Genomic DNA, 23,325 nt, shown 5'->3' on the forward strand with positions numbered 1-23,325 from the left:
TCCTAGAGTTCCGGTACGTTGATGTGGAACTCGCCGCCTCGAGTCTCCACCAGACAGAGATGATAGCCCGACTTTCGTGAGAGTTTCACGAAGCTCTTCTTCGAATCGCGGCTGAGGAAACTGCCGCTCGTTGCCTCGGCCGCGGTTTCGAGTGCTCCAGGGTCGAAGAAGCTGGCAGTGACGAGGAACGCACTGGATAGCTGTTCGCTCGTCTGTTTGAGCCGGTTCGCCCGGTCTTGCAGGTCGACCATCATGCCCTCGGTGGCGGGGTCGCGCGAGTCGTTGAGGTTGGCGACGGCGAGCGGGTTGCCCATCCGGTCACGGACGACCACGTCGAACGTGGTCTGCTCGCGGTGTTCTTCGCCGTCCTCCTCGTAGCGCAGCGACACCGACCCGCCGAGTTCGGCGCGGTCTGCCTCGGGAATGGCGTCGTACAGGTCTCGCATCGCGCTCGCGTTGCCGGTGTCGCGAACCTCGTACAGCAGGTCGCGCACGAACCACTCGACGAACTGGTACTCGATGGTGTCGCGCAGAAAGTCGACGTAGGGCCGACCGTCGACCGCCGCGTCGTTCGCGTCGAACTGGGTGTGGTGCTCCAGACGGAGGTTTCCGTTGACCTCTTCGGCCGACGCATCCCCATCGTGAGCTTTCTCAAGCGTCGCCTGTCCCTTCGAGTTGTAGCGCACGAACAGGTTCGTCGCTTCAAGCGCCTCGGCGGGTGAGAGCGTCACGCTCGCCGTGGCGGCCGGCCCGCGCTGGGAGTCGAGTTGTGCTTCGAGGTCGGCGATTTCGGCTTGTAGGTCGGCGACTCTGGCTTCGAGACGGTCGACCTCGGTGTTTAGATGGTCGTTCTCTTCGCGGAGGTGACTCGCCTCGGCTTCGGCCTCGTCGCGAGCCTCTTCGACGTTCGACAACTGCTGTTGCAGCCGGTCTATCTTGTCTTCACGTTCGAGCATGTCGCGCCGAAGCGGCTCGTCGTCGCCCGCGCCCCGGCGTGGCTGTGCCTGTCCGGCACGCGAAGACTCCTGTGCTGGCGGCTGTCGCTGTGCCTCCTGTGACTGCGTGTTGTCCGCCGTCGGCGAGCGCTCTCGACGCTGCCGTCTGGACTGTCGCGGGGGCGTCGGCGTCGTTTGCCCGCCGTTCGCCTCCGTCGCGCGGGAGTCGTCAGGGTTGATGGACGGAATCGAACGCGTCTCTCGCCACTGTGCTTCTTCCTGAAACACGGGCTCTGAGTCGCCTTCGGCCTCCTTCTCGACCTCTTCGAGTACCTCGTCGGGAATCTCGACGGCGTCGGAGTCCACCTCTGCCGACACTTCTTCCCACGTAGTCTCGTCCGACTGGGGTTCGCGAGCGGGCTGGCCGCGGTCGTCGAGCGGGTCCGCCTGTGGCTCCTTTCGACCTGCCGGTTGCTCCCGGTGGTCTGGCTCTGGTCGCCCGCGGTCCGGTTCGCCTCGCCCGCGCTCTGCGCGCTCGGGCTCTTGTGCGGACCGTCGTTCCTGTGCGGACCGTCGCTCGTCAGCGGCTGGTTCAGGCTCCTGCTCGCGTGGGGCACGGTCGTCGCGCTCACGCGGCGTCTCGCGCTGGACCGACTCGGCTTCCGCGATGGGCTGGCCGGACTGGGAACGACCCTGTGCGGGGGCGTCGTCGCGCCCGGCGTCTGCTGCGGGTCGGTCGTCACCGGTCGCCGCGCCCGCGGCACCAGCGCCGGCAGCACCCGCTGCACCTGCGCCTGCTGCGTCGGCCGCCGAATCACGACCGTCGTCGACCGTGTCGTCGGTGTCGGCCGGCGGTGCCGGTGTTGCCTCGGGTTCCGGTTCTGGCTCTGGCTCACCAGGGATGTCGACGATGTCGACGTCCACGTCCCAGACGGTGTAGATGCCGACTTCACCGTCAGCCCGGTCGAACGCCTCGTCGTCGGTGAGCAGTTTCTCCTGATTACCCACGTAGGCACAGCTCATCGACCGGCCGCCGTGGTAGACGACGTAGTAGTCGCCACTGAGGACGTTCTCGGACAGTTCGATGTACCCCGTGAAGTTGGCCGACGAGAGCGTCCCGTCCGCCTCCGAGATGGGCGTGTCGTTCGTGTAGTACTTCGCTCGCTCCTCCCCACCGGTCTCCTGCATGGCGAACAGGAGTGGGAGCGAGGGGTGCGGCGCGTCGTACGCCGTCCCCGTTGCATCGTCGTAATCGTCGATGGACCCGTCGAAGACACCCACGACGCGACCGTTCAACATGAACAGCCACGTGGTACCCGTCACGACGCTTCCGGAGAACTCCGCGTCCGCGAGGTCACGAAGTCCGTCGAAACCGCCGTCGAAGGGGCGGGAGTCCCAGCCCTCGACGCGCTCTACCGTGCGCGAATCCATATAGTGGCTAAAACCGGATGCGGAACAAATAGTTTCCGGGGATTTTGGCCCCTCGCACCCTCGTTCGTGTCAATCGCTTAAATCTTCGACTCGGCGTCGTCCGCCAGTTCCTCCATCCGCTTCTTGATGCGGCCCGCGCTGGAGAACTCGTCCTCGCTCATCGCACTCGCCAGCGAGTTCCCGAGCACGAACACGGCGTGCTTGTGTTCACTCTTCGACTTGTGGACATCCGAGGGTTCCACGTCGAGACCGTTGTACTGCTCGAAGAGGTCGTCGGGCATGTCTTCACGTGAGGCGAAGTACTCCATGATCATCACCATCTGCTCGTGCAGTTCGAGCAGTTCGTCCTTGTGCATGCAGGTTTGTAAGGTAGTTCTCGGTTTAAGCGTTATCGCTTCTCCAGACGATTCTCTGGGGAAACCGGCCGACCGGCGCACCATGCAACCTTTTTTAAAACCGTCTGTCGTAGCCGCCGACAGATGCCGACCGTCCGACTGGACCTGCCCGAGGATACGGTGCAGAAACTCGACATGGAGACGAGCCTCCTCGGTTTCGAGGACGTACAGGAATACCTCGGCTGGATAATCGGCAACCGCGCCGCCATCGAGCAAGGGACCGAACGCGACCAGTTGCTCACCGAGTACGCCGCTCGTGTCGACGAACTGGAAGCGAAAATCGCCGCGGAAGCCACCGCGTCCGAGGCCGCGGACGCGGCCGTGTCCGAGGCAATCACGGAGAACGGTGACGACGAAACTGGCGGCACGGGCGGAACCGGCGACGTGGTCGTCCCAGAGACGGCCGACACTGACCACACTGACCTCGGCGGGAACTTCCAGCCAGAGCGGGTCGAACGCTTTACCGACGAGGATTTGGACCAGCACGCGGGCGTCCTCGCGGGCGTCGAGGGCGAGCGACTCGACGAGTTCGCCCGCCGCGCAGTCGCAAAGACGCGCAAGCAACTCGGGCGCGACCCGACGACCGGCCTGGACTACAGTTCGCAGACGAGCATCAGTCGGGTAAGCAACGACGTGCGACCGGGCGACGACCTCGCCGACCTCGACGCTATCGACGTTCCCGGGCGCTCTGTGGAGAAAGAAGAACCGCGGCGCGAGGCGGTCGGGGCCGCGCTCGCGTTCCTCAAGGACACGGACCGCGCGCGACGGTCTGACTTCGTAGACGCGCTGTACGAGGAGTTCCCTGCGAAGTACGACTCCGAGACCGGCTGGTGGAACTGCATCAAGACCGGCCTGAAACAGATAGACGTGGTCGCTGGCGGCGACGGCAAGCGGGTGTGGCGCTACCGGACGACCGAGATTTCGAACGAAGCCGGGACGCTGAAAGGTCGTGGGCCGAAGCGAGTCGTCGACTCGCGGTGACCGAATTCTTCTTAGGGCACACCCACCTTCTCTCGCACGTTCAATGGACGACCAGCGACGCCGTCTCGCCGTGTTCTTGCTCGTACTGGCGAGTATCATCGTCATCTACAGCGTCACGTACATGATGGTGATGGGCCATTTCGAGGGTGTCGACCGGGGGTTCTGGGCGTCACTCAACGTCGTCGTCGAGTCGATGACCTCGGCGGGCTACGGTGAAGACGCCGACGTCTGGTCGCACCCCGTCACGTACCTGTTCGTCGCGCTGTTACAGTTCACCGGCATCGTCGCCGTGTTCGCTGCGCTGCCGCTGTTCATCGTCCCGCTGTTCGAAGCACGGCTGAGTCGGTCCGCCCCGACCGAAATCAGCGAGATGTCGGAGCACGTCGTCGTCTGTGGCTACACGCCCCACGGCGCGACGCTCATCGACGAACTCGAACTGCGCGGCGTCTCCTACCTCATCGTCGAGAGCGACGAGGAACTGGCGACCGACCTCCACGCAGAGGGCCGGTCGATTATTCACGGCGACCCCGAACAGACCGAGATACTGGAGAAGGCGCACGCGCAGGACGCGCGGGCAATCGTCGCAGACAAGTCCGACGAGGAGAACGCGAGCATCATCCTCTCGGCGCGCGAGTGCGCCGAAGGTGTTCCCGTGGTGAGCCTGCTCGAACGACCCGAGAACGAGCAGTACCACCGATACGCCGGGGCCGACCGCGTCATCTCGCCGGAACACATCCTCGGGCGAAGCCTGGCGGACAAAGTGACGCACCGAGTCACCGCCGATATCGACCGGGACGAACCACAGACGGCCATGCCCGCCGGTGAGAACTTCGAAATCGCGGAACTCTCGGTCCAGCGAAACAGCGAGGTGTGCAACCGCCTGCTCGCCGACAGTCGGATCCGAGAACAGACGGGTGCGAACCTCATCGGGGTCTGGGACCGTGGTGAGTTCACCGCACCGCCGTCGCTCGACAAGCGACTCGACGAGGGGACCGTGTTGCTCGCCGCCGGCACCGACCAGCAACTGTCGAAGTTGACCGAGATGACCCGCTCGACCAAGCGCTACCACAGTTCGGGTGAAGTGGTCGTCATCGGCGCTGGCGAAGTCGGGTCGACCGTCACCGACGTGTTGACCAGCCGTGACGTGCCGACGACGCTGGTCGACATCGAAGACAAAGCCGGTGTCGACGTGGTGGGTGACGCGCTCGACGAGTGGACGCTCCAGTCGGCCGGCATCGAGAGCGCCCGGACCGCCATCGTCACGCTCCCGGACGACACCACTAGCGTGTTCGCACTGCTGGTAATCCGTGAACTCAACCCGGAAGTCGAGGTCGTGGTCCGGGCGTCGACCGCCGAGAGCATCCCGAAGATGTACCGCGCCGGCGCAGACTACGTGCTGGCACTCACGACCGTCTCCGGCCGGATGCTCGCCTCCATCGTCCTCGACGAGGACGTCATCTCGCTCGATACGCAAATCGGGCTGGTCCGGACCGAGGTTCCGGCGCTCGCTGGCCGGACGCTACAGGAGGCGGACGTGCGGGCGAAGACGGGCGTCACCATCGTCGCTATCGAACGAAACGGCGACGTGCTGACCGACGTGGGACCGGACTTCGAACTGCGCCCCGGCGACGCCGCCATCGTCGCTGGGACGGACGAAGACATCAACGAGTTCCAGGCGTGGGCGGCACCGACGACCGCAGAAGCAGACTGATTCGGTTCGTCGTCGACGCCTTCTGGCTGCCGACTGTGCCGGTCAGCGCGCAACAGTCGTCTGTTCTTCCCGATAGAGTCGCCAGGCAGTCACGCCAGCCCAGCCGCCGATGGCGACCGCGCCGACCGCCTCCGGGACTGCGAAGTACGTCCACACGTCGTCGTCGGTGTAGGCGAGGGCCTCCAAGACGACCCAGCCCACCCAGACGAGCAGGTGGCCGATGCCGAGCCACATCGTTCCGAGACCGACCCGCGAGGCGCCCGCGAGGACCCGCCCGGTCCCGTAGCACAGGAGCGCGATGGTCCCGACGAAGAAGAACGTCGTCGCGGCGAGGAAGTGGAGTCCGTTCAATGGCCCGTCGAGGTAGGCGACGCCGACCCCGCTCATGGCGACGAGTGCGACGACGAAGGCGACGATACCCGCCCGTTCGTACCGGTTCTCGCTGTCGAGCCACAGTCTGGCCGCGAACGGCTGGCCGAGCAAGCCACCGAAGACGAGGCCGCCGTTGAACAGGACGAACGCGAGTTGGTCGCGGCTCGTGAGGTCGAACAGGCCGTGCCCGTTCGCCTCGCCCATACTGGACAGTGAGCGTCTCGCCCACGAGAACTGCGGGTCGACGAGTGTCGCGAGAAAGAGCGTCGAGAGCGCGATGGCTGGTGCAGCCAGCCCGAACGGCGTGAGTGTCCGGCGGTCGGTCATCTGCCGATTCTTCTCAGTGTGATGTAATGAGCCGTGCGGTCTCCCGCGGTCTGGTGCTCCGGTACTGCCGCAGCGCGAACCGTTTTCGCACTGGCGGCCGGACTTGTCGGTATGTCCGGTATCGTCTTCTTCGGCAGCGAGGATTACGAGGAGACCGCCGCGTTCTACCGCGAGGAAGTCGGGGCGACGGTGTGGCTCGAACAGGCGGCGTGTACCATCTGCAAGTACGACAACATGCTCTTCGGCTTCTGTGACGCCGAGGAGACCGAAACCGAGGGCGTTCTCACGTTCGTCACCGACGACCGCGACGGCGTCGACGAGTTCTACGAGCGCTTCGTCGACCGTGCTCGCGACGAGCCATCGGTGAACGAACGCTTCGGCATCTACAACTTCTTCGCCGAGGACCCAGACGGGCGAACGATGGAGTTCCAGACGTTCTTGCACGAGACCGACCCGGTGTGAGCTACTGCAATAGGTACTCGACCGCTCCAGCGGTGTCGTTGGTTGGGCGAGGGCTACTGGCGGAGCGCCATTGTTCAAGCGCCGCGGGTCGGGCCTACTGGTCGCAGCGTTCGACGCCGGAGAACTCGAACCGTACGCCGCCGGCTGCACTCTCCATGAGTGTCACCGACCAACCGTGTGCGGTGGCGATCTGGTGGACGATAGCCAGTCCGAATCCGCTCCCCTCCTCCCTCGTGGAAAAGTGCATGTCGAAGACGCGTTTCTTCGTCTCTGCGGAGATGCCTGGACCGTCGTCTTCGACGTAGAACCCGTCGTTCTGTGCGCCGACCCTGATGGTGACCGAACTCCCACCGTGTGCTGCGGCGTTCCGAAACAGGTTCTCGAACAACTGCCGGAGTCGGGTCTCGTCGGCTTCGACGACGGCGTTCTCGTGGAATTCGAGGGACCCGTTCTCGGTCGCCGTCGTCTCCCACGCGTCGGTGGCGACTGCGCGCAGGTCGGTCGGTTCCGGGTCGCTGATTCGTTCGCCTTTCTGTGCGAGTTCGAGCAGGTCGTCGATGAGTTGGCGCATCCGAGAGAGGGCGGTGTCGACCGTCTCTAATCGCTCGGTGTCACCAGTCTGCATGCACAGGTGAACGTTCGCCTGTGCGACGGTGAGTGGGTTGAGCAGGTCGTGGGAGACGGTCCCGGCGAACTCGTGTAAGAACGCGTTCTGGCTGCGGAGTTCGGCCGCCTTCATCCGGTCGGTCACGTCGCGAGTGACCTTCGCGAAGCCCACGAGTCGACCGTTCTCTCGTAGTGGCGTGATGACGACGTCGGCCCAGAACTCGTCGCCGTTCTTTCGGACTCGCCAGCCCTCCGTCGCAAACCGGCCGTTTTCCTCGGCGATTCGCAAGTTGCGTTCGGGAACGCCAGCCTCGACGTCTTCGGGCGTGTAGAAGATGGAGATGTGTTCGCCGACGACTTCGGCGGCGGAGTAGCCCTTGATGGCCTCAGCGCCGCGGTTCCACGTCTGGATGAACCCCTCCTCGTCGAGGAGGAATATCGCGTAATCTTCGACGCTCTCGACGAGCAAGTGAAACTGCGTCGCGGTTCGCGTCGTCGAGAGTTCGACCGTGGCCCGATACTGGGCGACGAGGTTACGAATGCGGTTGACGAGGATGGCGAACTGTGCGTTGCCCCCCTGTTCGAGAACCGTCTCCGTCACGCCGGTCGACATGACACGAACGGCCTCTTCTTCCTCTCCGGGGGTCGTGAACAGGACGAACGGTGTGGCCGAGCGAGCTCGAATCTCCGCGAGCAGGTCTGCCCCGGTTCCCTCGCCGACCTGCGCCTCGCTGACCACGCAATCGATGGTTCCGTTCCTGTTGAGGGCGTCGAGTGCGCCGGTGATGGTCGTCACGACGGTGACGCCGAATCCCGGACACTCGGCGTCGATGTACTGGCTGAACGTCCTCGCTCGGGACTCGTCGTCGACGACGTAGAGGACGTGAATCGACTGCGTCGGCACCTTCCCGTGCTGCCAAGAACTGAATTCACCGTGAGACATAGGGGGGTACCGTGCGGTCGGCCGCGTTCACTGCGTGCGGCGGGCTACTCGACGGACGAAGCGAGCGCGAACGGGGCAGCGATGGTCTATCGGGGCCGCGATCCGCGTCGGCTTCTGCGACGGAGAGGCGTGCACGACTGCCGAGAGATGACATACCATAGGTACGCGACCAGCGGGAATACCCCTTCGCTCACGTCCCAACTCGAAATCACGTCCGTGCGATTCATCGGCCGAGGCGGGAGTCCCCGGCATATTTTGGCAACCCTAAAGTATCGACGGGGCCGACCGACACACGATGAGTCAGGAGTCGCCGCGCAACGACCCGTACACCTTCGACGACGTGGCCGTCGTGATGGGCACATACAACGAGGAAGCAGCTATCGAGCACGTGCTGACCGACATCGCCGAGGTCACCGATGGTCGGGCCGAAGTCGTCTGCGTCGACGGCTCCGACGACCGCACGCCCGAGGTCGCCCGCGAACACGGCGCGACGGTCGTCGAACAAGAGCCACAGGGCTACGGCGTGGCAGTCCGCGAAGCGGTGTTGACGCCTGATCGGCCGGTCGTCGTCACGACCGACTGTGACGACACGTACCCGATGGAGGCCCTACCCCGTTTCCTCGCCCTCGTGAACGACGGCTACGACGTGGTCTCCGGCGACCGACTCCACTACGGGGCCGACGCGATGCCGGCGGTGAACCGCTTCGGGAACCACGCGTTCGCGGCACTCGCGTCCGTCCTGATGGGCGAACGTGTCCACGACACCACGACCGGAATGCGGGCGTACCGACGCGACCTGCTCCACGACATCGAGTGGACGGAAAACACCGGCCTCTCTGCAGAACTCTTGATTCGGCCCGCGATGCGTGGCTACCGCGTCATCGAGACGCCTATCGAGTACGACGAGCGCCGCGGCGACACGAAACTCGACCCGCTCGGCGGCGGTGCAGCCATCGCGAAGTCCATCGTCAAGGTCTGTCTGGAAGAGCGGTTCCGGTAGTCGCCACGACGTCTCGTTCTCCTGCTGTCAGCGTTCCGTTTATCCAGACACCGTCGAGGTGTTCGTCGGGATGCTCTGGCAGATACGTTCCCTCGGTCCCGCAGTCGATGGTCAGTGAACAGACCGTCGTCTCCGGCGGCCAGAGAACCTGCACCTGTTCGTCCTGCACGCGAGCGTCGAACTCCTGCCGGTAGGTGAGCGTCGCTCCGCCGTCGAAGTTGAACACGACGTTCACGGCGAGTTCGTCGGTTCCGTCGAGCGCGACTGGGCCTCCCTCGCCGAGTGGTCGAACGCCGTCGTTCGTCAGTCGCAACCCGTCGGGCGTGAGCGTCCACTCGAGCGTGACCGACTCGCCGACAGACCGGTTCAGCGTGAACTCTTTCGCCGTATCGCCGGATTCGAGTCTGACGTACGCGCTCGTCGCGCCGGTCGGCACGCCGACGCGGGTCGTCCCGGACAGTCGTTCGCCGTCGCGGAGCGAGAGGCGTTCGACGTGGGGTATCACCGCGTCGTTCGGGTCCGGTGTCCACTCGCCGCGATAGGTGAAGCGATACGGTGTCCGGTTCGGGTACGCGTCGAGCAACTCGAAGTCGCTACTCGCGTCCTGCTGCTGGCCGAACACCACGTCGCCGCCGAACCCGGGGTCGTTGCGCAGCGACTGGAACGGGTGGTTCGACCAGTCTCCGTACGCGGTCGGGACGAACACGAGGGCGTCGTCGAAGTCGTGCTGTTCGAGGGGTTCGTACGCCCCGCCGTACTTCTCGGTGTAGTCGGCGTTCTCTCCGACCGGGTCGGCGAGTGCGGCCTGTTCCGCGACGGCGACGACCGGAACGGAGACGACGAGCGCGACGAGCAGGGCGACTCTCGCTGCACTCGCGGAGCGGCGACTGGCGACGACGCTCCGCAGGCGGTCAGTTACGGCGACGAGACCATACGCCCCGAACACAGAGAGCGGGAGCAGCAGGTCGAAGTGGTAGAACGGGCCGAGCAGGCCCATCAATCCGTCGCCGGTCCGGTCGAGGCCAGCCTGCACGTTGTAGCTGCCCCAGAAGTAGACGTTGCCGAGGACGACGCTGGCGAAGACACAGAACAGGAGGAAGCGGAGTGCGCCGTCGGAGAGATGTGGCCGGTCGAGCGTCGGGCTGCCCTTGTTCGCGCGAACGCCAGCCAGCCACGCGCCGACACCGCCGACGAAGGCGACGGTTCCGAGCCAGCCTGCAGCGGTCCAGTCCGCCGCGAACTGCCAGAGGAGGACGATAGTCGTCCGGATGGCGAGCCCAGGCGTCCAGTCGAGTTCGTGGTCCAGAATCTGTCGCTCGCCGAAGCCGAGGCCGTCGAGTGGCGCGAACGCTTCGTAGGGGAACACGAGTGGGTCGCCCGTGACGGCCCAGTTGTACGCGAGGGCGGTCAGGACACCGCAGATTCCGAGGACTGCGACGATTCCGTTCCGCAGGAGGTGGGGACGCAACCGTACCCCATCGGCCCGCGTCGCGGCCACCAGCGTCCAGCAGGCGTGGCCGACGAACGGGAGCGCGAAGAGGACGGCCGTGAAGGGTCGGGCGAAGAAGGCGAGTGCGACGGCGAGACCCGCGAGGATGGCGTAAGCGAGCGGGTAGCCCGCTCCAGCCTGCGCGTGCCTGACCGTCCTGACGTAGGCCAGCGCGAACAGCAGGTTCAGGAACGTCGTCGGCGCGTAGGGGAGAAAGACCGACGACGTGAGCAGGAACATCGGCGACAGGAGCAGAAGGATGCCCGAAAGCACGCCGACCCGGCGGTCGAACGCTTCGGTGCCGAGGGCGACGACGAGTGCGGTCGTCCCGGCTGCGAGGACAGCGAGGACGAGTCTGGGGACGCCCAGTGCCAGCCCGGGCGCGAACATCGCGGCAGGCACCGGCGCGTACTTCGGGTACAGCGTGTCGCCATCGACGACGAAGAACCACGGGCGGAACTCGTCGACGAGCGTCGCTGGCGGGTGCAGTCGCAACTGGCCGTCGAGCAACATCGCGGCCTGCTGGAGGTAGACACCTTCGTCGTGGTTGTTCGAGTGGTACGGAAAGAGGTCGGTGGCGACGACGAAGACCACGACGGCGGCGGTAGCGGCCAGCAGGAGTGTCGGGACGTACCGGCGGGTCAAGAACTGCTGAAGCCGGGAGAGGCGTGTCGAGTGTGCAGGACCGTCGGACCGCGACATCAGTTCAGTCGTCGGCCTCGGCGAAGGTCCCGTCTTCGTCCATCTTCGGGAACCACGCGAGGTCGTGGTCGGCGGTCAGTTCGACGGCGACGGACTGGTCGAGGTCGACCTGGTCCGTGTGGTTGTGCATGCACTCCAGCACGTCCCCGTTGTCGAGTTCGACCCGATAGAGGATGCTCGGGCCGAGGTAGCGCCGGTAGACGACGCGGCCGTCTGCTTCGTCTGGACCGGCGGGCCGCGCCGAGATGTCGTCCGGGCGGACGAGCACGTCGAGCGTCGTCCCGTCGTACTCGGCGGCGAGTCCGTGCATCGTCTCGCGGTCGATGGGACCGACGCCGGTCTGAACCGTGTCCTCACGCAGGAAGCCCGAAAGGAACGAAGCGTGGCCCAAAAAGCCCGCGACGAAGCGAGATTCGGGGTGCTGGAACACTTGTTCGGGCCGTCCGACCTGTTCGAGGTCACCGTCGTTCATCACGGCGACGCGGTCCGAGATGGACATGGCTTCCTCTTGGTCGTGCGTGACCGAGATGGCCGTCACGCCCGCTTCCTTCAGGATTCGGCGAACCTCCTCGCGCATCTCGACGCGGAGGTCCACGTCGAGGTTCGAGAACGGTTCGTCGAGCAGCAGGATTCTCGGTTCTGGTGCGAGCGACCGGGCCAGTGCGATGCGCTGTTGCTGCCCACCGGACAACTCGTCCGGGTAGGACTCGCGGTGGGACTGCAGGCCCACGAGGTCGAGCATTTCGTCCACTCGCTGGGCTTTCTCGTCCTCGCTGGCCTCTTTCAGGCCGAACGCGATGTTCTCTGCCGCGGTCATGTGCGGGAACAGCGCGAACTCCTGGAAGACGACGCCGACGCCGCGTTGTTCCGGCGGGACGAACGAGTCCGCACCGGACACCGGCTCGCCGTTCAACGCGACGACGCCGCCGTCGATTCGTTCGAGGCCGGCGACCAGGCGCAGGGTCGTGGTTTTCCCACAGCCAGACGGCCCGAGCATGGTGAGGATTTCACCTTCTCTGACCGAGAGCGAGAGGTCCGAGATGACCTCCTCGCTGCCGTAGGACTTCGCGACGCCGTCGAGTTCGAGGACCGTTTCGGAGTCCTCGACCGACGGTCGTTCGTACACTGTCTCGACGTCTGCGGTTATCGTTGCATCACTTGACATCGTATCCCTCCTGCGAGAGTATCACGAAGATGGAGACTGCGGAGACCCCGAGCAAGATGAGCGCGGGGAACGCCGCGTCGTAGAAGGCCTGATTCTTGTGTGCCTGCCAGATGTGGGTGACGATGGTCTTGTAGCCACTGGGCTGGAGCAACAGCGTCGCGGGCAGTTCCTTCATCGTCGTCAGGAACACGAGTGCTGCGCCGCCGAGCAGGCCCGGCGCGGCGAGCGGCAGCGTGATGGCGCGGAACGCTCCGACCGACGACCGGCCGAGCGTTCGGGCCGCCTCTGGCAGCGACGGATTGACCTGCAAGAACGAGGCGCGGGTCGACCCGACCGACTGCGGGAGGAAGCGGACCACGTAGGCGAAGACGAGCACTGGCAACGTCTGGTAGAAACTCGGGAGCGTCCGCGTGGTGAGGTAGACGAACGCGAACCCGACGACGATGCCCGGCGCGGCGTAGCCGACGTAGCTCAGTCGCTCGAACAACTCGCCAGGGGTCGTGTCGTACTTCGCCGAGAGGTACGCGACCGGGAGGCCGGCGAGCGTCGCCACGGCCGCCGCCGCGACGGACAGCGTCACCGAGTTCCAGAGGTACTGGAACTCGAATGGGAGCCGCCAGTTCTCGTTCGGGCCGCCGAGCAACCACCCGACGAGGACGACCACGGGGACGACGAGTGCGACCAGCACGACGCTCCCGCAGAACGCCAGTGCAGGCCACTTCCAGTGGCCGAGTCGGGCGAGCGTCGCGCGGCCACCCTGTCGCCCCGTCGTGAACTTCTCGGCACTTCGAAGACGGCTCTCGACGAAGAGGATGAACACCGTCACGGCGATGAGCTGGATGGAGAGGATGGCTGCGAGGCTCAGGTTCCCTGTGTTCGTCTCGGACTGGATGACCGTGGTGAACACCGGGTAACGCATGATGGCGGGCGTCCCGAAGTCAGACAGTGCGTAGAGGGCGGTGAGCAGCGAGCCGGCGGCGATGGCCGGCCGAAGCTGTGGCAGGACGACCCGGCGGATCGCTTCTACTCGGGTGTGTCGCAGCGTCCGGGCCGCGTCGACGAGCGACATGTCGACCGTCTTCAGTCCGGCACGCGTCGTGATGTACACGTACGGGTAGGTGTACAGCGTGAGGATGAGCACGGCTCCTTCGAGTCCTTCGACTGCTGGGAGCGACTCGACGCCGTACGGTTCGAGCAGTCCCTGTAGCTGACCGCGCGGGCCGAGTGCGGCGGTGAAGACGAACGCGCCGATGTAGCTGGGAATGACCAGCGGGAGCGTGACGAGAATCGTCCAGATACGTCTCCCGGGCAGGTTCGTCCGCACCGTGAGATAGGCGAGGGGGACGCCGATGAGGACCGAGAAGAGGGTGACGCCCGTGACCATCACGGCACTGTTGACGAACACCGAGGTGGTCGTGTCGCGGGTGAGCAGGTCGAACGCCTGCGGGAGCGACACCTCACCAGCGGCGACGAACAGCCAGAGGAGCGGGAGGACGACGACGATACCGACGACTGCACTCGCCAGTGCGAGACCGAGGGGATACGACCTGCTCGACCCACTGTCGTCGGCCGTCGCTGTGGTCGAGCGAGACGATGACTCCTCGGTCGTCATGTGTTACACCTGGATTCCGACGTCGCGCATCAGGTCGATGGTCGGCTTGATGTCCGACAGTTTCGCGAGGTCGAAGTCCGGCGTGGCGAGTTCGTCGATGGCGGGCAGGTCCCCGACCGGGTCGACTTCGGGCACGACCGGGTACTCGAAGGTCTGCGTAGCGAAGTACTCCTGCGCCTCCGCAGAGAGCAGGTGGCGGACGAAGTTGACCGCGTTCTCGCGGTCGCCCGCGGACTGGTCCTTGCCCTCGGAGTTGTCGACGACGGCCGCACCGGCCACGTTGAAGATGGCCCCCGCGTCGTCCTTCGTGAACGCGGTCGCGATGGGCGCGTCCGGGTTGTCGTCCAGCACGCGCTGGATGTAGTAGTGGTTCGTGAATCCGGCTTTGATGTCGCCATTGGCGACCGAGCGAGCGACGACGTACTCGTCGTTGTAGCGTTCGACGCCGGCGTCGAGCATTCCCTGCAGCCACTGTTTCGTCTTCTCCGGGCCGTTCATCACGCGCATCGCGGTGACGAACGCCTGGAAGGAACCGTACCCCGGTGCCCAGCCCATCTTCCCGTCGAACGTGTCCTGGTCCGGGAAGGCGAAGACGTCGTCGGGAATGTCCGACTCGGAGAACGTTTCCGTGTTGTACGGGATGGTCCGCGCGCGGCCCGAGGTGCCGGTCCACGCGCCGCCGTCGGCGCGGTACTGGGACGGGACCATCTCCTGTACGTCGTCGGGGAGGGCGACGGTCCGGCCGGCGTCTGCCAGCAGGCCGAGTGCACCGGCGTTGACCGAGAAGAACACGTCGGCGTCGGTCGCACTGCCAGCGGTCTGTATCTGGTTCGCGAGCGTGGTCGATGCGTTGTACTTCGGGACGATTTCGAACCCGTCGTACTGGTCCTGAATGTACTGGATGAGGTCGTTGACCAGTGGTTCACCGCGCCCCGAGTAGAGCGTGAGCGTCCCCGTGAGGTCGGGCATATCGGCCATCGATGTCCCGCCGGGCGCCGGTCGCCCGTCCATGCCGGACCCGATGAGGCCGATGTCGGAACTCTCGTTCCCGTCGTCGTCTGAATCGGTGAGCGAACTCAGACAGCCTGCTGTCGCGACGAGTCCTGTCGTCGCCGCACCGGCGAGGAACCGGCGTCGACCGATTCGGCGCTGATGCGTCTCACTCGCGTCCTGTCGTCTCATACCTCAATTTAGGTAGGCCTAAACGATTTAATACTGCCGATTCGTCTTCGTGGGGTTTACCTGACTATCGCCCGAATTCGTCGGGCTGACTCCCCGAGCCGACTGCGAAATGCGGGTTCGGACTCAGTCGTCCGCCGGTGCGGCGACTGACTCGTGGCCCGGCACGGGGGTGAGTTCGTCCAGACAGTCCAGCCAGTCGCGGCTGTACTCGCCGACGTGGTTGAGGAACTCGCCGTTCTGGTACTCCTCGAAATCGCCTTCTGCGAGCGCGTCGGCCATCGCCCGCATCACACCGGCGTAGGTGTCTGCGTCGCCGCCTTCCGCGTCGACGACCTCCCAGAAATGTTCGTTCAGTTCCAGCCCGGCGACCTCGTTCTGCAGGTCGTCGAACGTCGAGCGCGGCGCTTTGTTGTGCTCACAGAGCGGGAAGCCGTTGAGCAGGTCGTCGCCGAGCACGTCGGCCGCGCGCTTCAGGAACACACCCGACCAGATGTCGTCGAACCGGCCGACGTTCCACGGGTTGTCGTCCATCGGGCACTGGTAGAACGCCGGGATGACTTCTCGACGGAACGCGAGGTTCATCGAACAGACCGTCAGATACTGGTCCCGGTCGGCGACGAACTGGCGCTCGAAGTCTCGGCTCTCGGTTCGGGTCTGGGCCTGTCCCTCCAAATCGCCGTCCATCAGGATGCGGACTGCGTCGAGGTCAGGGACATTTGTCCAGAGTCCTTGCGAGGCGACCACGCTGTCGATTTCGGCCGTGTCCGTCTCGACCGTCTCGTCCATCGCAGCGTATGGGTAGCCACGCGGGTAGAGGTCGTGGCGGTCCGAACTCTGGTACAGCACGTTGACCCACTGTTCGTCTGAGGCGACCGACTCGACCTCGCCCTCGTACCCGAGGTTCGTGAGGTGACGCCCGAAGAAGTCCTCGTCGTCGTGCGGGAGCGTGTCGTCGTCGATGAAGAAGCCGTACTCGAAGTCGTGCGCCCACATGTACAACAGTCCGAAGGAGGTCTGGGCGTGACTCGCGGCCGGGACGAGGTGGGAATACTCGGCGATTCCCTGCTCCTCGTACCAGTCCTCGCGGTCGGATTCGTCGAAGACGCGACCCGAGACGCCGAGGTCGTCGAGCATCGTCCGCATTCCCTCGGCGTCACAGAAGTCCTCGGTGACGAGGACGACGTGTAGCCGGTCGGTGTCGAAGCCGTGCTGGCGGGCGTTCTCGATGTACGCCCGCATACACTCGTACTCCCGTATGGTCGGAACGACCACGCAACAGTCCTCGCTCATTCGTCCTGTAGGGTGTTTAGGGCCACCTAAAAGGTTGTCTATCTTCGTCAGCGACGGGAACAGGAGTCGCCACACAAGGCAGCAATATCATGGTCTTTGGTTATGTTACGTGCCTGTGAACAACGCATCGACCATCAATGTCGTCGCAATCACAGATCAGTCAGTACAAAGACCTCGTCAGGTCGATGTTCACCACGCTCTACGAAGAACAGAACTACGACGCCTTCGACGAGTTCTACACGGCAGATGCAGTCCGCTACGGCGGTCTGCAGGGACCCATGGAGGGTCGTGAGGTCGTCGCTGGCTACGTCCAGCAGGCACTCAGCGGGTTCTCAAACGTCGAAATCGACGAATCGCACTGCCTCTGTGAAGACGATATCGTCGCCTACCACTTCACGCTGGCCGGCGACAACACGGAGTCGTTCATGGGTGCGGCTGCGACGGGCGAGCGCGTCGAAGTCGACAACGCCGTCTTCTGCCGTATCGAGGACGGGAAAATCGCCGAGGAGTGGGCCCAGACCGACCTCCTCGGCTTGCTCACCGGGGTCGGCCTCGTCGAACTGCCGTTCTGACCGAGGCGTCCGCGCCTACCACTGCGCGACGACGTCGCCGATACAGCCGATGTCCGGTCTGTCGTAGTCGAAGTGACTCGGCACGTAGTCGACGTTGTGGTCGTCGTAGTTGGCGGGTTCGGTCCCTTCACAGCCTTCCTCACCGATCGCGGAGTCGAACTACCACTCAAGACAGACCAACAAAATTTAAATCATACGTTCGATGTACTTTTTAAAATTTTACTACGTTTAGAATAATTTTCGTAAAACGATTTCGGGACGTCTCGCCGAGGCCACCGCCCGGCCTCGGCCTGACGTGACCGAACGACGTCGACACTATTCGGGCATGTCGTCGATGAGGACGACAGCTTCACCGTCGATGATGGTCGTCTCCTCGTCGATGTCCTCGATGATGGTCGAGAGCCGATACTGGCCGTTCCCGAGCGACTCGAGGACCTCGACCGTGGCGGTGACCCGATCGCCGATGTGGACCGGTGCCTGAAACTCTACGTCTTGTGAGAGGTAGATAGTCATCCCGGGCAGGCGCGCCAGTGCTGCACTGATGAGCCCAGAGACGAGTGTCCCGTGGACGATTTTACCACCGAAGCGTGTGCTCTGTGCGAACTCCTCGTCCAGATGGAGTTTGTTCGTGTCGCCGCTCGCGCGGGCGAACTCTTTGACGTCTGCTTCGTCGATGACCTTCGAGAAGCGGACGATGTCGCCGACGGTGATGTTCTCGGGCTCGTCGACGGTTCGCTCGAACGTCCAATCTGCTTCTTCGTACGCGAGCGATTGGATACTACTCTCCAAGAGGACGTTCTCCGGGTCCTCGCGCGACGAGGAATAGTAGCTCGTTCGGGGGGTGAACGCGGCGAATGCGGCTCGGTTGGCCGCCGTCGCGCCTTTGAATGCGCTCTCGGCGAAGCGCGTCCACGCCGTCGCCATCGCGGTGAGAGGTGTCACAGCGTCGCTAGCTCGTTCGCTCATGCTATCCTCCGTAGGCTGTACGGGTGTAAACCTTCTTTGGCTCTCGAGTCGCCTTGCCGTCCGTTTTCGTACATATCGTGGATCAACCCTGTTGTGGTGTCGTGTGATGTCGGCACATGTTGCATCGCATCTTCACCACTGATTGGTTCCCAGTGGTATTGAATGGTTCTCAGCGGAAAACTTAAGTTCACCGGCGAGATACATTGTGTTGATGACGGACGATTCGCCGCCGATGCCCTGGTCGCCGAAGTTCATGCAGCAGATGCAGGAGCAGTTCCAACGCCAGATGTCGGAATCCGGCGAACAGATGATGGGGTCGCCGCAAGAACTGTGGAAACAGTTCTTCTCGATGAGTGCCGGGTCTTCGGACACGATGGCAGACCTCAACGCGATGAGTCTGGGCAGCGCGATGTTCAAAACGCGTGTCCAGAGCGGGGGACGCATCAGCATCCCCGACGCAGAGCGCGAGGCACTCGATATCGGTGAAGGCGACATCGTCCAGACCATCGTTATCCCGGTCAAACGCAACACCAGTGATTCCAATGAGTGAAAGTCAGTTCCAGAACCCGATGAAGCCCGTCTTCCAGATGCAGCGCACGATGCTCGAACAGAGCCAGAAAGCGACACACGACGTCATCGAGGCGCAGAAGGACGCCGTCCACCAGCTGACGGAGTCCATGCAGAGCTTCCAGAAGCTCTCCGAGCAGAACTCCGACCTCTCGAAGAAGGCGATGCACGCCTACTTCGACGCCGTCGAGTCCATGATGCCCGAGGACTCCGTCGACTTCGACGAGTTCGAGGCCGCCCTCGACGAGCAATACGACGCGCTCACCGAGAGCCAGAAGCAGATGATGGAGTCCACGCTCGACGCCTGGAAAGAAGGCGAGAAGGCGTTCGACGACTACGCAGACAGCTACGCCGACGCCGTCGACACCGGCTTCGACAACTTCCTCGACGCCCACGAGCGGATGGAGTCCGGCTTCTCGGACGTCTCCGAGGACGTCTCGAAGAACCTCTCCGCCTGAACGGGCGGTCCCTTTTAAGACAACCGCACCCAATCTTTCGAACATGACAGACTCATACCCACAATCTTCGGTACCGACAGACTGGAACGAGTTCGCCACCCGGATGAACGAGCAGTTCTTCCAGGCGATGGAGAAGAACATGGAGGCACAGGCCGAGTTCGTCGAACAGTGGTCCGACGCCGTCGAGAGCGGTGACTTCGGCGACGGCATGCAGTTCGGCGACAGCATGGAAGGCTACAAGCGCGCCTACGAGGCGTGGATGGACGCCGCCGAGCAGATGGTCGACCGCGCGAACGACTCGATGGAAGGCGAAGACGTCGAATTCGAGGAGTTCCGCGACATCTGGCTCAACACCGCCAACAAGGCGTTCAAGGAGGTCATGAACACGACCGCCTTCGCCGCCTGGACTGGCTCGTCCGTCGGCCAGATGCTCGAGATGCAACAGCAGGCCGACGAGGCCGCCGAGGAGACGCTCCACCAGCTCGGCTTCGCGACCGAAGGCGACGTGACCGAAATCGGCGACCGACTCGTCGAACTCGAACGCCGCCAGCACGCCGTCGAAGCGAAGCTCGACCGCGTCCTCGAACACCTGGAGGAGTAAGATGCAGAACCCGTTCGCCGCGACGCTCGACCTGCAGCGACAGGCGTGGAACAACGCCGCCGAGCTGATGGAGAAGACCCAAAGCGCGCCCGAGAGCGCCGAGACCTTCCAGTCCGTCGAGGTCGGCGAGACCCCCAGCGAAGTCGTCTACGAGGAGAACAAGCTCCGACTGCTGCACTACGAGTCCCGGACGGACGAGCAGCACTCGGTGCCCATCCTCATCGTGTACGCGCTCATCAACCGGCCGTACATCCTCGACCTCCAGCCCGACCGTTCGGTCATCCGGACGCTGCTGGACAACGGCTTTGACGTGTACATGATCGACTGGGACGAGCCGTCCAACATGGACCGCTCGCTCACGCTCGACGACTACGTCAACCGCTACATGGACAACTGCGTCGACGTGGTCCGCGAGCGCTCCGGACAGGAGCAGGTCAACGTGCTCGGCTACTGCATGGGCGGCACGATGTCGACCATGTACGCCGCACTCCACCCGGAGAAGGTCCACACCCTCGCACTCATGGCCGCTGGCCTCTGCTTCGCCGGCGACGCTGGCGTGCTGGAGATGTGGGGCGCCGAGGACTACTACGACCCCGAGAAGGTCACGGACACGTTCGGCAACGTGCCCGCGGAGTTCTTGGACATCGGCTTCGCGCTGATGGACCCGGTCCAGAACTACGTCACGAAGTACGTCCGCCTCTACGAGAACGTCGAGGACCAGGACTTCATCGAGAACTTCGCCCGCATGGAGGAGTGGCTCGGTGACGGCATCGACGTCGCCGGTGCGACGTACGAGCAGTTCATCGAGGACGTCTATCAGGACAACAAGCTCTACGAGAACGAACTGTACTTAGACGGTAAGCACGTCGACATCCAGAACATCGACATGCCCGTCCTGCAAATCGTCGCCGAGTACGACCACCTCATCCCGCCGAACGCCTCGAAGCCGTTCAACGACGCAGTCCCGAGCGAGGACAAGACCATCATGGAGTTCCCGACGGGCCACATCGGCATGTCGGTCTCCTCGCGCAGCCACGCCGAACTGTGGCCGGACGTCTGCGAGTGGTTCGAGGAGCGCATGGTCGAAGACACCGGCGAGTCAGAGCCCGAACTCACCGACGTGAAGGGCATCGGTCCGGCCTACGCCGACCGCCTCGTCGACGTCGGCATCGAGAGCGTCGACGACCTCGCGGCCGCCGACGCCGAACAGGTCGCAGCAGACGCCGACCTCTCCGTCGAGCGTGTCGAAGGCTGGATCGACAGCGCGAAGGAACTGACAGAGTAGTTCCAGTCCGCTGTCGACACCTGACTCGAACACTGGAGTGCGACCCGGCCGCTGGGTTTTTCGAGTATTGTACATTTCGCTTGACTGTCAGCCGTACACTTCGTTCCACTGTCGGCCGACGTCGACACGTTCGTCGCTGCCAGTCGGTGCCGAGCTCCTGTGGATGACTGTCGGACTGTAGAATCGATTGGTATCATAATATTCTGAGGAATGCTTAAGTCGACTATGTGCGACAGTTCTCGTATAGACGAACGGTCCGCATCGTGGTGGTGTGCTGTCACGGAGCGTGAACCGGTCGCACCCGCAGGATTCAAATTATGTCAATGGACGGACGTACGTGTCTGGTAACAGGCTCAGGACGCGGTATCGGGCGAGGAATCGCAGAACACCTCGGAAGCGAGGGAGCGAACGTCATCATCAACTATCGGTCCTCCGGCGAAGAAGCGCAGGAGACCGTCGACGCCATTCAGAGCCTCGGCGGCGACGCCATCGCCTCGCAGGCGGACGTCACCCGTATGGAAGAGGTCATGGCCATGCGCGAGGAGGCGCACGACGCCTTCGGCCCCATCGACGTCCTCATCAACAACGCGGGTATCACGATGGACGGCCGGTTCGTCAACATGTCCCGCGAGGAGTGGGACACCGTGATGGACGTGAACCTCGGCGGCGTCTTCAACTGCACCAAGACCTTCTACGACGACATCTGGGAGTCCCGAGAGGGTCGCCTCATCAACATCTCCTCCATCGTCGGAAAACAGGGGAACTTCGGACAGGCGAACTACGCCGCCGCGAAGGCCGGGATGTTCGGTTTCACGCGGACCATCGCTATCGAACTCGCCTCTGGCGGGTCGACGGCGAACTGTGTCGCGCCCGGGTTCACCGCGACTGAGATGCTGGAGGCCGTCCCGGACAAGGTGAAAGACCGCATCGTCTCGCAGATTCCGCTCGGTCGCTTCGCGGAGATCGAGGACATCGCCCACCTCGTCGGGTTCCTCGCCAGCGAACACTCGTCCTACATCACCGGCGAAGTCATCGACGTGAACGGCGGGATGGACCTCTAAATCGCACGGCAACGACCGTTCATCGAGCGATTTTTCGTTCTCTGGTGTTCCGACCGAGACTCACGTGTCAGTCTCCGCGCTAGCCGCCGCCTCGGTCCAGTCGTCCCACGCTGGTCGCGGCGTCCCGTCGTCGCGTCGAAGGCTCATCCCCTCGAACGCGGGTGGGACAGCAGCCTGATCGTACATGAACGACCAGAGCAAGAGTTGCAGGTCGAGCGGGGCCGTGTCGGCGAGTAGCCGCTCGACGAACTGGGCCTGTTCCGCCTCCGAACTCTCCCACCCCGAGGCGACGGTGCCGGCGCTCCAGCCGGTCTCCGTGATGGCTACGCGGCGGTCGACGTGGGCCGGGATGGCGTCGAAGTAGTCGTCGGGAATCTCGTCCGGCGCTTTGTAGATGAGTCCGGGGTAGGTCGTGAACCCGACGAGGTCCGCGCTCGGGAAACGGTCGATGAGGTCCCACGCCGCGAGCGACGGGTCGTTCTCGCCCCCGAAGAGGCCGCCCTGTAGCCCGCGAAGTCGTTCGAGCTGGAACCCCACAGAGACGGTCGTCTCGGGCGAGACGGACGCGACCGCGGCTTTCGTCGCCTCGAACAATTGGACGAACCGGTCGAACTCGTCGGGGTCGTTCTCCCACAAGATGTTCGCCTCGACGCCGAGACCGAGGTACGGTGGCCGGTGTTCCGCGGCGAACTCGCTGGCGATGTAGACGTACTCCTCGCGGTTTTCTTCCGTGAGCGGTCGATGGGCCTCGCCCGTCGACGCGTCGAAGACGTTCACCTCGAACACGGGGTCGTAGTCGTACTGTTCCGCTAATCCGGCGACGACACCTGGGCCACTGTCCGACTCGGCGAGGTCGTCCCACCGTCCACCCCAGCGGACGACCGACCCCATCTCGGCGGCGAGTTCGAAGAACGAGACGAAGTCCGTCTCACCGTAGCTTCGCGGTGAGAGGGAGACACCCAACTGTGCGGCTGCTCGACCGGTCGGTTCCGCCTCACTCTCGTCCGAGTCTTCGATGTCGTCGTCCACGCCGTTCTCGGTCGTCGATGCCCCTGGTTCCTCACCCACTGTCGTCGACTGTGCCGACGTTGTGGGTGGTCGTGTAGTCCTGCGCGAGTCAGTCGGTCCAGGCGAATCGTTCTCGGCAGTGTAACACCCCGTGATACCGAGCATCGCGGCGAGTGTCAGAAATCCCCGTCGCTGCATGCAGCC

The 23,325-nt window shown here is 64.1% G+C and carries 21 protein-coding genes; 10 read left to right on the forward strand and 11 right to left on the reverse strand.

Annotated features, from left to right (window positions below):
• Nucleotides 1-2: 2 nt before the first annotated feature.
• Nucleotides 3-2,366 (reverse strand): DUF7527 domain-containing protein, encoded by a 2,364-nt coding sequence (locus ACSC1P_RS00700; RefSeq protein WP_435358202.1) that lies wholly within the window; start codon nucleotides 2,364-2,366, stop codon nucleotides 3-5.
• A 77-nt stretch (nucleotides 2,367-2,443) separates the two neighbouring features.
• On the reverse strand, nucleotides 2,444-2,722 hold the full coding sequence (locus tag ACSC1P_RS00705) for a UPF0058 family protein (protein ID WP_435358203.1): 279 nt from the start codon (nucleotides 2,720-2,722) through the stop codon (nucleotides 2,444-2,446).
• Nucleotides 2,723-2,845: 123 nt separating this feature from the next.
• Here ACSC1P_RS00705 and ACSC1P_RS00710 point away from each other — a divergent pair, with 123 nt between their 5' ends.
• Nucleotides 2,846-3,742, forward strand: a complete 897-nt coding sequence (locus ACSC1P_RS00710) for a hypothetical protein (protein WP_435358204.1) — start codon at nucleotides 2,846-2,848, stop codon at nucleotides 3,740-3,742.
• 43 nt (nucleotides 3,743-3,785) lie between these two features.
• Nucleotides 3,786-5,453 carry a potassium channel family protein gene (locus ACSC1P_RS00715; protein ID WP_435358205.1) on the forward strand — a complete coding sequence of 556 codons (1,668 nt, stop codon included), beginning with the start codon at nucleotides 3,786-3,788 and terminating at the stop codon, nucleotides 5,451-5,453.
• A 42-nt stretch (nucleotides 5,454-5,495) separates the two neighbouring features.
• On the opposite strand, the gene ACSC1P_RS00720 is transcribed toward ACSC1P_RS00715, so the two are convergent.
• Nucleotides 5,496-6,152, reverse strand: coding sequence for a DUF998 domain-containing protein (locus tag ACSC1P_RS00720; RefSeq protein ID WP_435358206.1), 657 nt, complete (start codon nucleotides 6,150-6,152; stop codon nucleotides 5,496-5,498).
• A gap of 111 nt (nucleotides 6,153-6,263) precedes the next feature.
• On the opposite strand from ACSC1P_RS00720, the gene ACSC1P_RS00725 reads away from it, so the two are divergent.
• Nucleotides 6,264-6,614, forward strand: a complete 351-nt coding sequence (locus ACSC1P_RS00725; RefSeq protein WP_435358207.1) for a VOC family protein — start codon at nucleotides 6,264-6,266, stop codon at nucleotides 6,612-6,614.
• Nucleotides 6,615-6,708: 94 nt separating this feature from the next.
• Here the strand turns inward: ACSC1P_RS00725 and ACSC1P_RS00730 are convergent, their stop codons facing one another.
• On the reverse strand, nucleotides 6,709-8,163 hold the full coding sequence (locus ACSC1P_RS00730; protein WP_435358208.1) for a PAS domain S-box protein: 1,455 nt from the start codon (nucleotides 8,161-8,163) through the stop codon (nucleotides 6,709-6,711).
• A 295-nt stretch (nucleotides 8,164-8,458) separates the two neighbouring features.
• Here ACSC1P_RS00730 and ACSC1P_RS00735 point away from each other — a divergent pair, with 295 nt between their 5' ends.
• Nucleotides 8,459-9,163, forward strand: coding sequence for a dolichyl-phosphate hexose transferase (locus ACSC1P_RS00735; RefSeq protein ID WP_435358209.1), 705 nt, complete (start codon nucleotides 8,459-8,461; stop codon nucleotides 9,161-9,163).
• Here the strand turns inward: ACSC1P_RS00735 and ACSC1P_RS00740 are convergent.
• The 5 genes from ACSC1P_RS00740 to ACSC1P_RS00760 form a co-directional block, all read right to left on the reverse strand.
• Complete coding sequence (locus tag ACSC1P_RS00740) at nucleotides 9,132-11,354, reverse strand: ArnT family glycosyltransferase (RefSeq protein WP_435358210.1); 2,223 nt, start codon at nucleotides 11,352-11,354, stop codon at nucleotides 9,132-9,134. The genes ACSC1P_RS00735 and ACSC1P_RS00740 overlap by 32 nt on opposite strands.
• 4 nt (nucleotides 11,355-11,358) lie before the next feature.
• A complete protein-coding gene (locus ACSC1P_RS00745) occupies nucleotides 11,359-12,519 on the reverse strand; it encodes an ABC transporter ATP-binding protein (RefSeq protein WP_435358211.1) in 1,161 nt (386 codons plus the stop codon).
• A complete protein-coding gene (locus ACSC1P_RS00750) occupies nucleotides 12,509-14,131 on the reverse strand; it encodes an ABC transporter permease (RefSeq protein WP_435358212.1) in 1,623 nt (540 codons plus the stop codon). The genes ACSC1P_RS00745 and ACSC1P_RS00750 overlap by 11 nt, the downstream gene beginning before the upstream one ends.
• 3 nt (nucleotides 14,132-14,134) lie before the next feature.
• Entirely contained in the window at nucleotides 14,135-15,313 is a 1,179-nt protein-coding gene (locus ACSC1P_RS00755; protein WP_435358213.1) for an extracellular solute-binding protein, read from the reverse strand.
• Between the two features lie 123 nt (nucleotides 15,314-15,436).
• The gene (locus tag ACSC1P_RS00760; RefSeq protein WP_435358214.1) at nucleotides 15,437-16,603 is read right to left on the reverse strand and encodes an alpha-1 4-glucan-protein synthase; all 1,167 of its coding nucleotides are present in this window, start codon (nucleotides 16,601-16,603) and stop codon (nucleotides 15,437-15,439) included.
• 137 nt (nucleotides 16,604-16,740) lie between these two features.
• Between ACSC1P_RS00760 and ACSC1P_RS00765 the strand changes: the two genes are divergently transcribed.
• On the forward strand, nucleotides 16,741-17,175 hold the full coding sequence (locus ACSC1P_RS00765) for an ester cyclase (protein ID WP_435358215.1): 435 nt from the start codon (nucleotides 16,741-16,743) through the stop codon (nucleotides 17,173-17,175).
• Between the two features lie 315 nt (nucleotides 17,176-17,490).
• Here ACSC1P_RS00765 and ACSC1P_RS00770 read toward each other — a convergent pair whose 3' ends face one another.
• Nucleotides 17,491-18,141, reverse strand: a complete 651-nt coding sequence (locus tag ACSC1P_RS00770; protein WP_435358216.1) for a MaoC family dehydratase — start codon at nucleotides 18,139-18,141, stop codon at nucleotides 17,491-17,493.
• A gap of 211 nt (nucleotides 18,142-18,352) precedes the next feature.
• On the opposite strand from ACSC1P_RS00770, the gene ACSC1P_RS00775 reads away from it, so the two are divergent.
• From ACSC1P_RS00775 to fabG, 5 genes are all read left to right on the forward strand, one after another.
• A complete protein-coding gene (locus ACSC1P_RS00775; RefSeq protein ID WP_435358217.1) occupies nucleotides 18,353-18,691 on the forward strand; it encodes an AbrB/MazE/SpoVT family DNA-binding domain-containing protein in 339 nt (112 codons plus the stop codon).
• Nucleotides 18,684-19,166: a hypothetical protein gene (locus ACSC1P_RS00780; protein WP_435358218.1), complete on the forward strand. Its 483-nt coding sequence runs from the start codon at nucleotides 18,684-18,686 to the stop codon at nucleotides 19,164-19,166. Before ACSC1P_RS00775 ends, ACSC1P_RS00780 begins: the two co-directional genes overlap by 8 nt.
• Nucleotides 19,167-19,209: 43 nt before the next feature.
• The gene (locus tag ACSC1P_RS00785; protein ID WP_435358219.1) at nucleotides 19,210-19,767 is read left to right on the forward strand and encodes a poly(R)-hydroxyalkanoic acid synthase subunit; all 558 of its coding nucleotides are present in this window, start codon (nucleotides 19,210-19,212) and stop codon (nucleotides 19,765-19,767) included.
• A gap of 1 nt (nucleotide 19,768) precedes the next feature.
• Nucleotides 19,769-21,052: a class III poly(R)-hydroxyalkanoic acid synthase subunit PhaC gene (gene phaC / locus ACSC1P_RS00790; RefSeq protein ID WP_435358220.1), complete on the forward strand. Its 1,284-nt coding sequence runs from the start codon at nucleotides 19,769-19,771 to the stop codon at nucleotides 21,050-21,052.
• 317 nt (nucleotides 21,053-21,369) lie between these two features.
• Nucleotides 21,370-22,113: a 3-oxoacyl-[acyl-carrier-protein] reductase gene (fabG, locus tag ACSC1P_RS00795; protein ID WP_435358221.1), complete on the forward strand. Its 744-nt coding sequence runs from the start codon at nucleotides 21,370-21,372 to the stop codon at nucleotides 22,111-22,113.
• 60 nt (nucleotides 22,114-22,173) lie between these two features.
• Here fabG and ACSC1P_RS00800 read toward each other — a convergent pair whose 3' ends face one another.
• Complete coding sequence (locus ACSC1P_RS00800; RefSeq protein WP_435358222.1) at nucleotides 22,174-23,181, reverse strand: hypothetical protein; 1,008 nt, start codon at nucleotides 23,179-23,181, stop codon at nucleotides 22,174-22,176.
• Between the last annotated feature and the right edge of the window lie 144 nt (nucleotides 23,182-23,325).

The organism is Haloarchaeobius caseinilyticus (genome assembly GCF_051207395.1).
GTDB lineage: Archaea > Halobacteriota > Halobacteria > Halobacteriales > Natrialbaceae > Haloarchaeobius.

Bases quoted from the DNA above. Each gene is read 5' to 3' on its own strand.
- ACSC1P_RS00700 (WP_435358202.1), bottom strand. From the start codon at position 2,366: ATGGATTCGCGCACGGTAGAGCGCGTCGAGGGCTGGGACTCCCGCCCC.
- ACSC1P_RS00705 (WP_435358203.1), bottom strand. From the start codon at position 2,722: ATGCACAAGGACGAACTGCTCGAACTGCACGAGCAGATGGTGATGATC.
- ACSC1P_RS00710 (WP_435358204.1), top strand. From the start codon at position 2,846: ATGCCGACCGTCCGACTGGACCTGCCCGAGGATACGGTGCAGAAACTC.
- ACSC1P_RS00715 (WP_435358205.1), top strand. From the start codon at position 3,786: ATGGACGACCAGCGACGCCGTCTCGCCGTGTTCTTGCTCGTACTGGCG.
- ACSC1P_RS00720 (WP_435358206.1), bottom strand. From the start codon at position 6,152: ATGACCGACCGCCGGACACTCACGCCGTTCGGGCTGGCTGCACCAGCC.
- ACSC1P_RS00725 (WP_435358207.1), top strand. From the start codon at position 6,264: ATGTCCGGTATCGTCTTCTTCGGCAGCGAGGATTACGAGGAGACCGCC.
- ACSC1P_RS00730 (WP_435358208.1), bottom strand. From the start codon at position 8,163: ATGTCTCACGGTGAATTCAGTTCTTGGCAGCACGGGAAGGTGCCGACG.
- ACSC1P_RS00735 (WP_435358209.1), top strand. From the start codon at position 8,459: ATGAGTCAGGAGTCGCCGCGCAACGACCCGTACACCTTCGACGACGTG.
- ACSC1P_RS00740 (WP_435358210.1), bottom strand. From the start codon at position 11,354: ATGTCGCGGTCCGACGGTCCTGCACACTCGACACGCCTCTCCCGGCTT.
- ACSC1P_RS00745 (WP_435358211.1), bottom strand. From the start codon at position 12,519: ATGTCAAGTGATGCAACGATAACCGCAGACGTCGAGACAGTGTACGAA.
- ACSC1P_RS00750 (WP_435358212.1), bottom strand. From the start codon at position 14,131: ATGACGACCGAGGAGTCATCGTCTCGCTCGACCACAGCGACGGCCGAC.
- ACSC1P_RS00755 (WP_435358213.1), bottom strand. From the start codon at position 15,313: ATGAGACGACAGGACGCGAGTGAGACGCATCAGCGCCGAATCGGTCGA.
- ACSC1P_RS00760 (WP_435358214.1), bottom strand. From the start codon at position 16,603: ATGAGCGAGGACTGTTGCGTGGTCGTTCCGACCATACGGGAGTACGAG.
- ACSC1P_RS00765 (WP_435358215.1), top strand. From the start codon at position 16,741: ATGTCGTCGCAATCACAGATCAGTCAGTACAAAGACCTCGTCAGGTCG.
- ACSC1P_RS00770 (WP_435358216.1), bottom strand. From the start codon at position 18,141: ATGAGCGAACGAGCTAGCGACGCTGTGACACCTCTCACCGCGATGGCG.
- ACSC1P_RS00775 (WP_435358217.1), top strand. From the start codon at position 18,353: ATGACGGACGATTCGCCGCCGATGCCCTGGTCGCCGAAGTTCATGCAG.
- ACSC1P_RS00780 (WP_435358218.1), top strand. From the start codon at position 18,684: ATGAGTGAAAGTCAGTTCCAGAACCCGATGAAGCCCGTCTTCCAGATG.
- ACSC1P_RS00785 (WP_435358219.1), top strand. From the start codon at position 19,210: ATGACAGACTCATACCCACAATCTTCGGTACCGACAGACTGGAACGAG.
- phaC (WP_435358220.1), top strand. From the start codon at position 19,769: ATGCAGAACCCGTTCGCCGCGACGCTCGACCTGCAGCGACAGGCGTGG.
- fabG (WP_435358221.1), top strand. From the start codon at position 21,370: ATGTCAATGGACGGACGTACGTGTCTGGTAACAGGCTCAGGACGCGGT.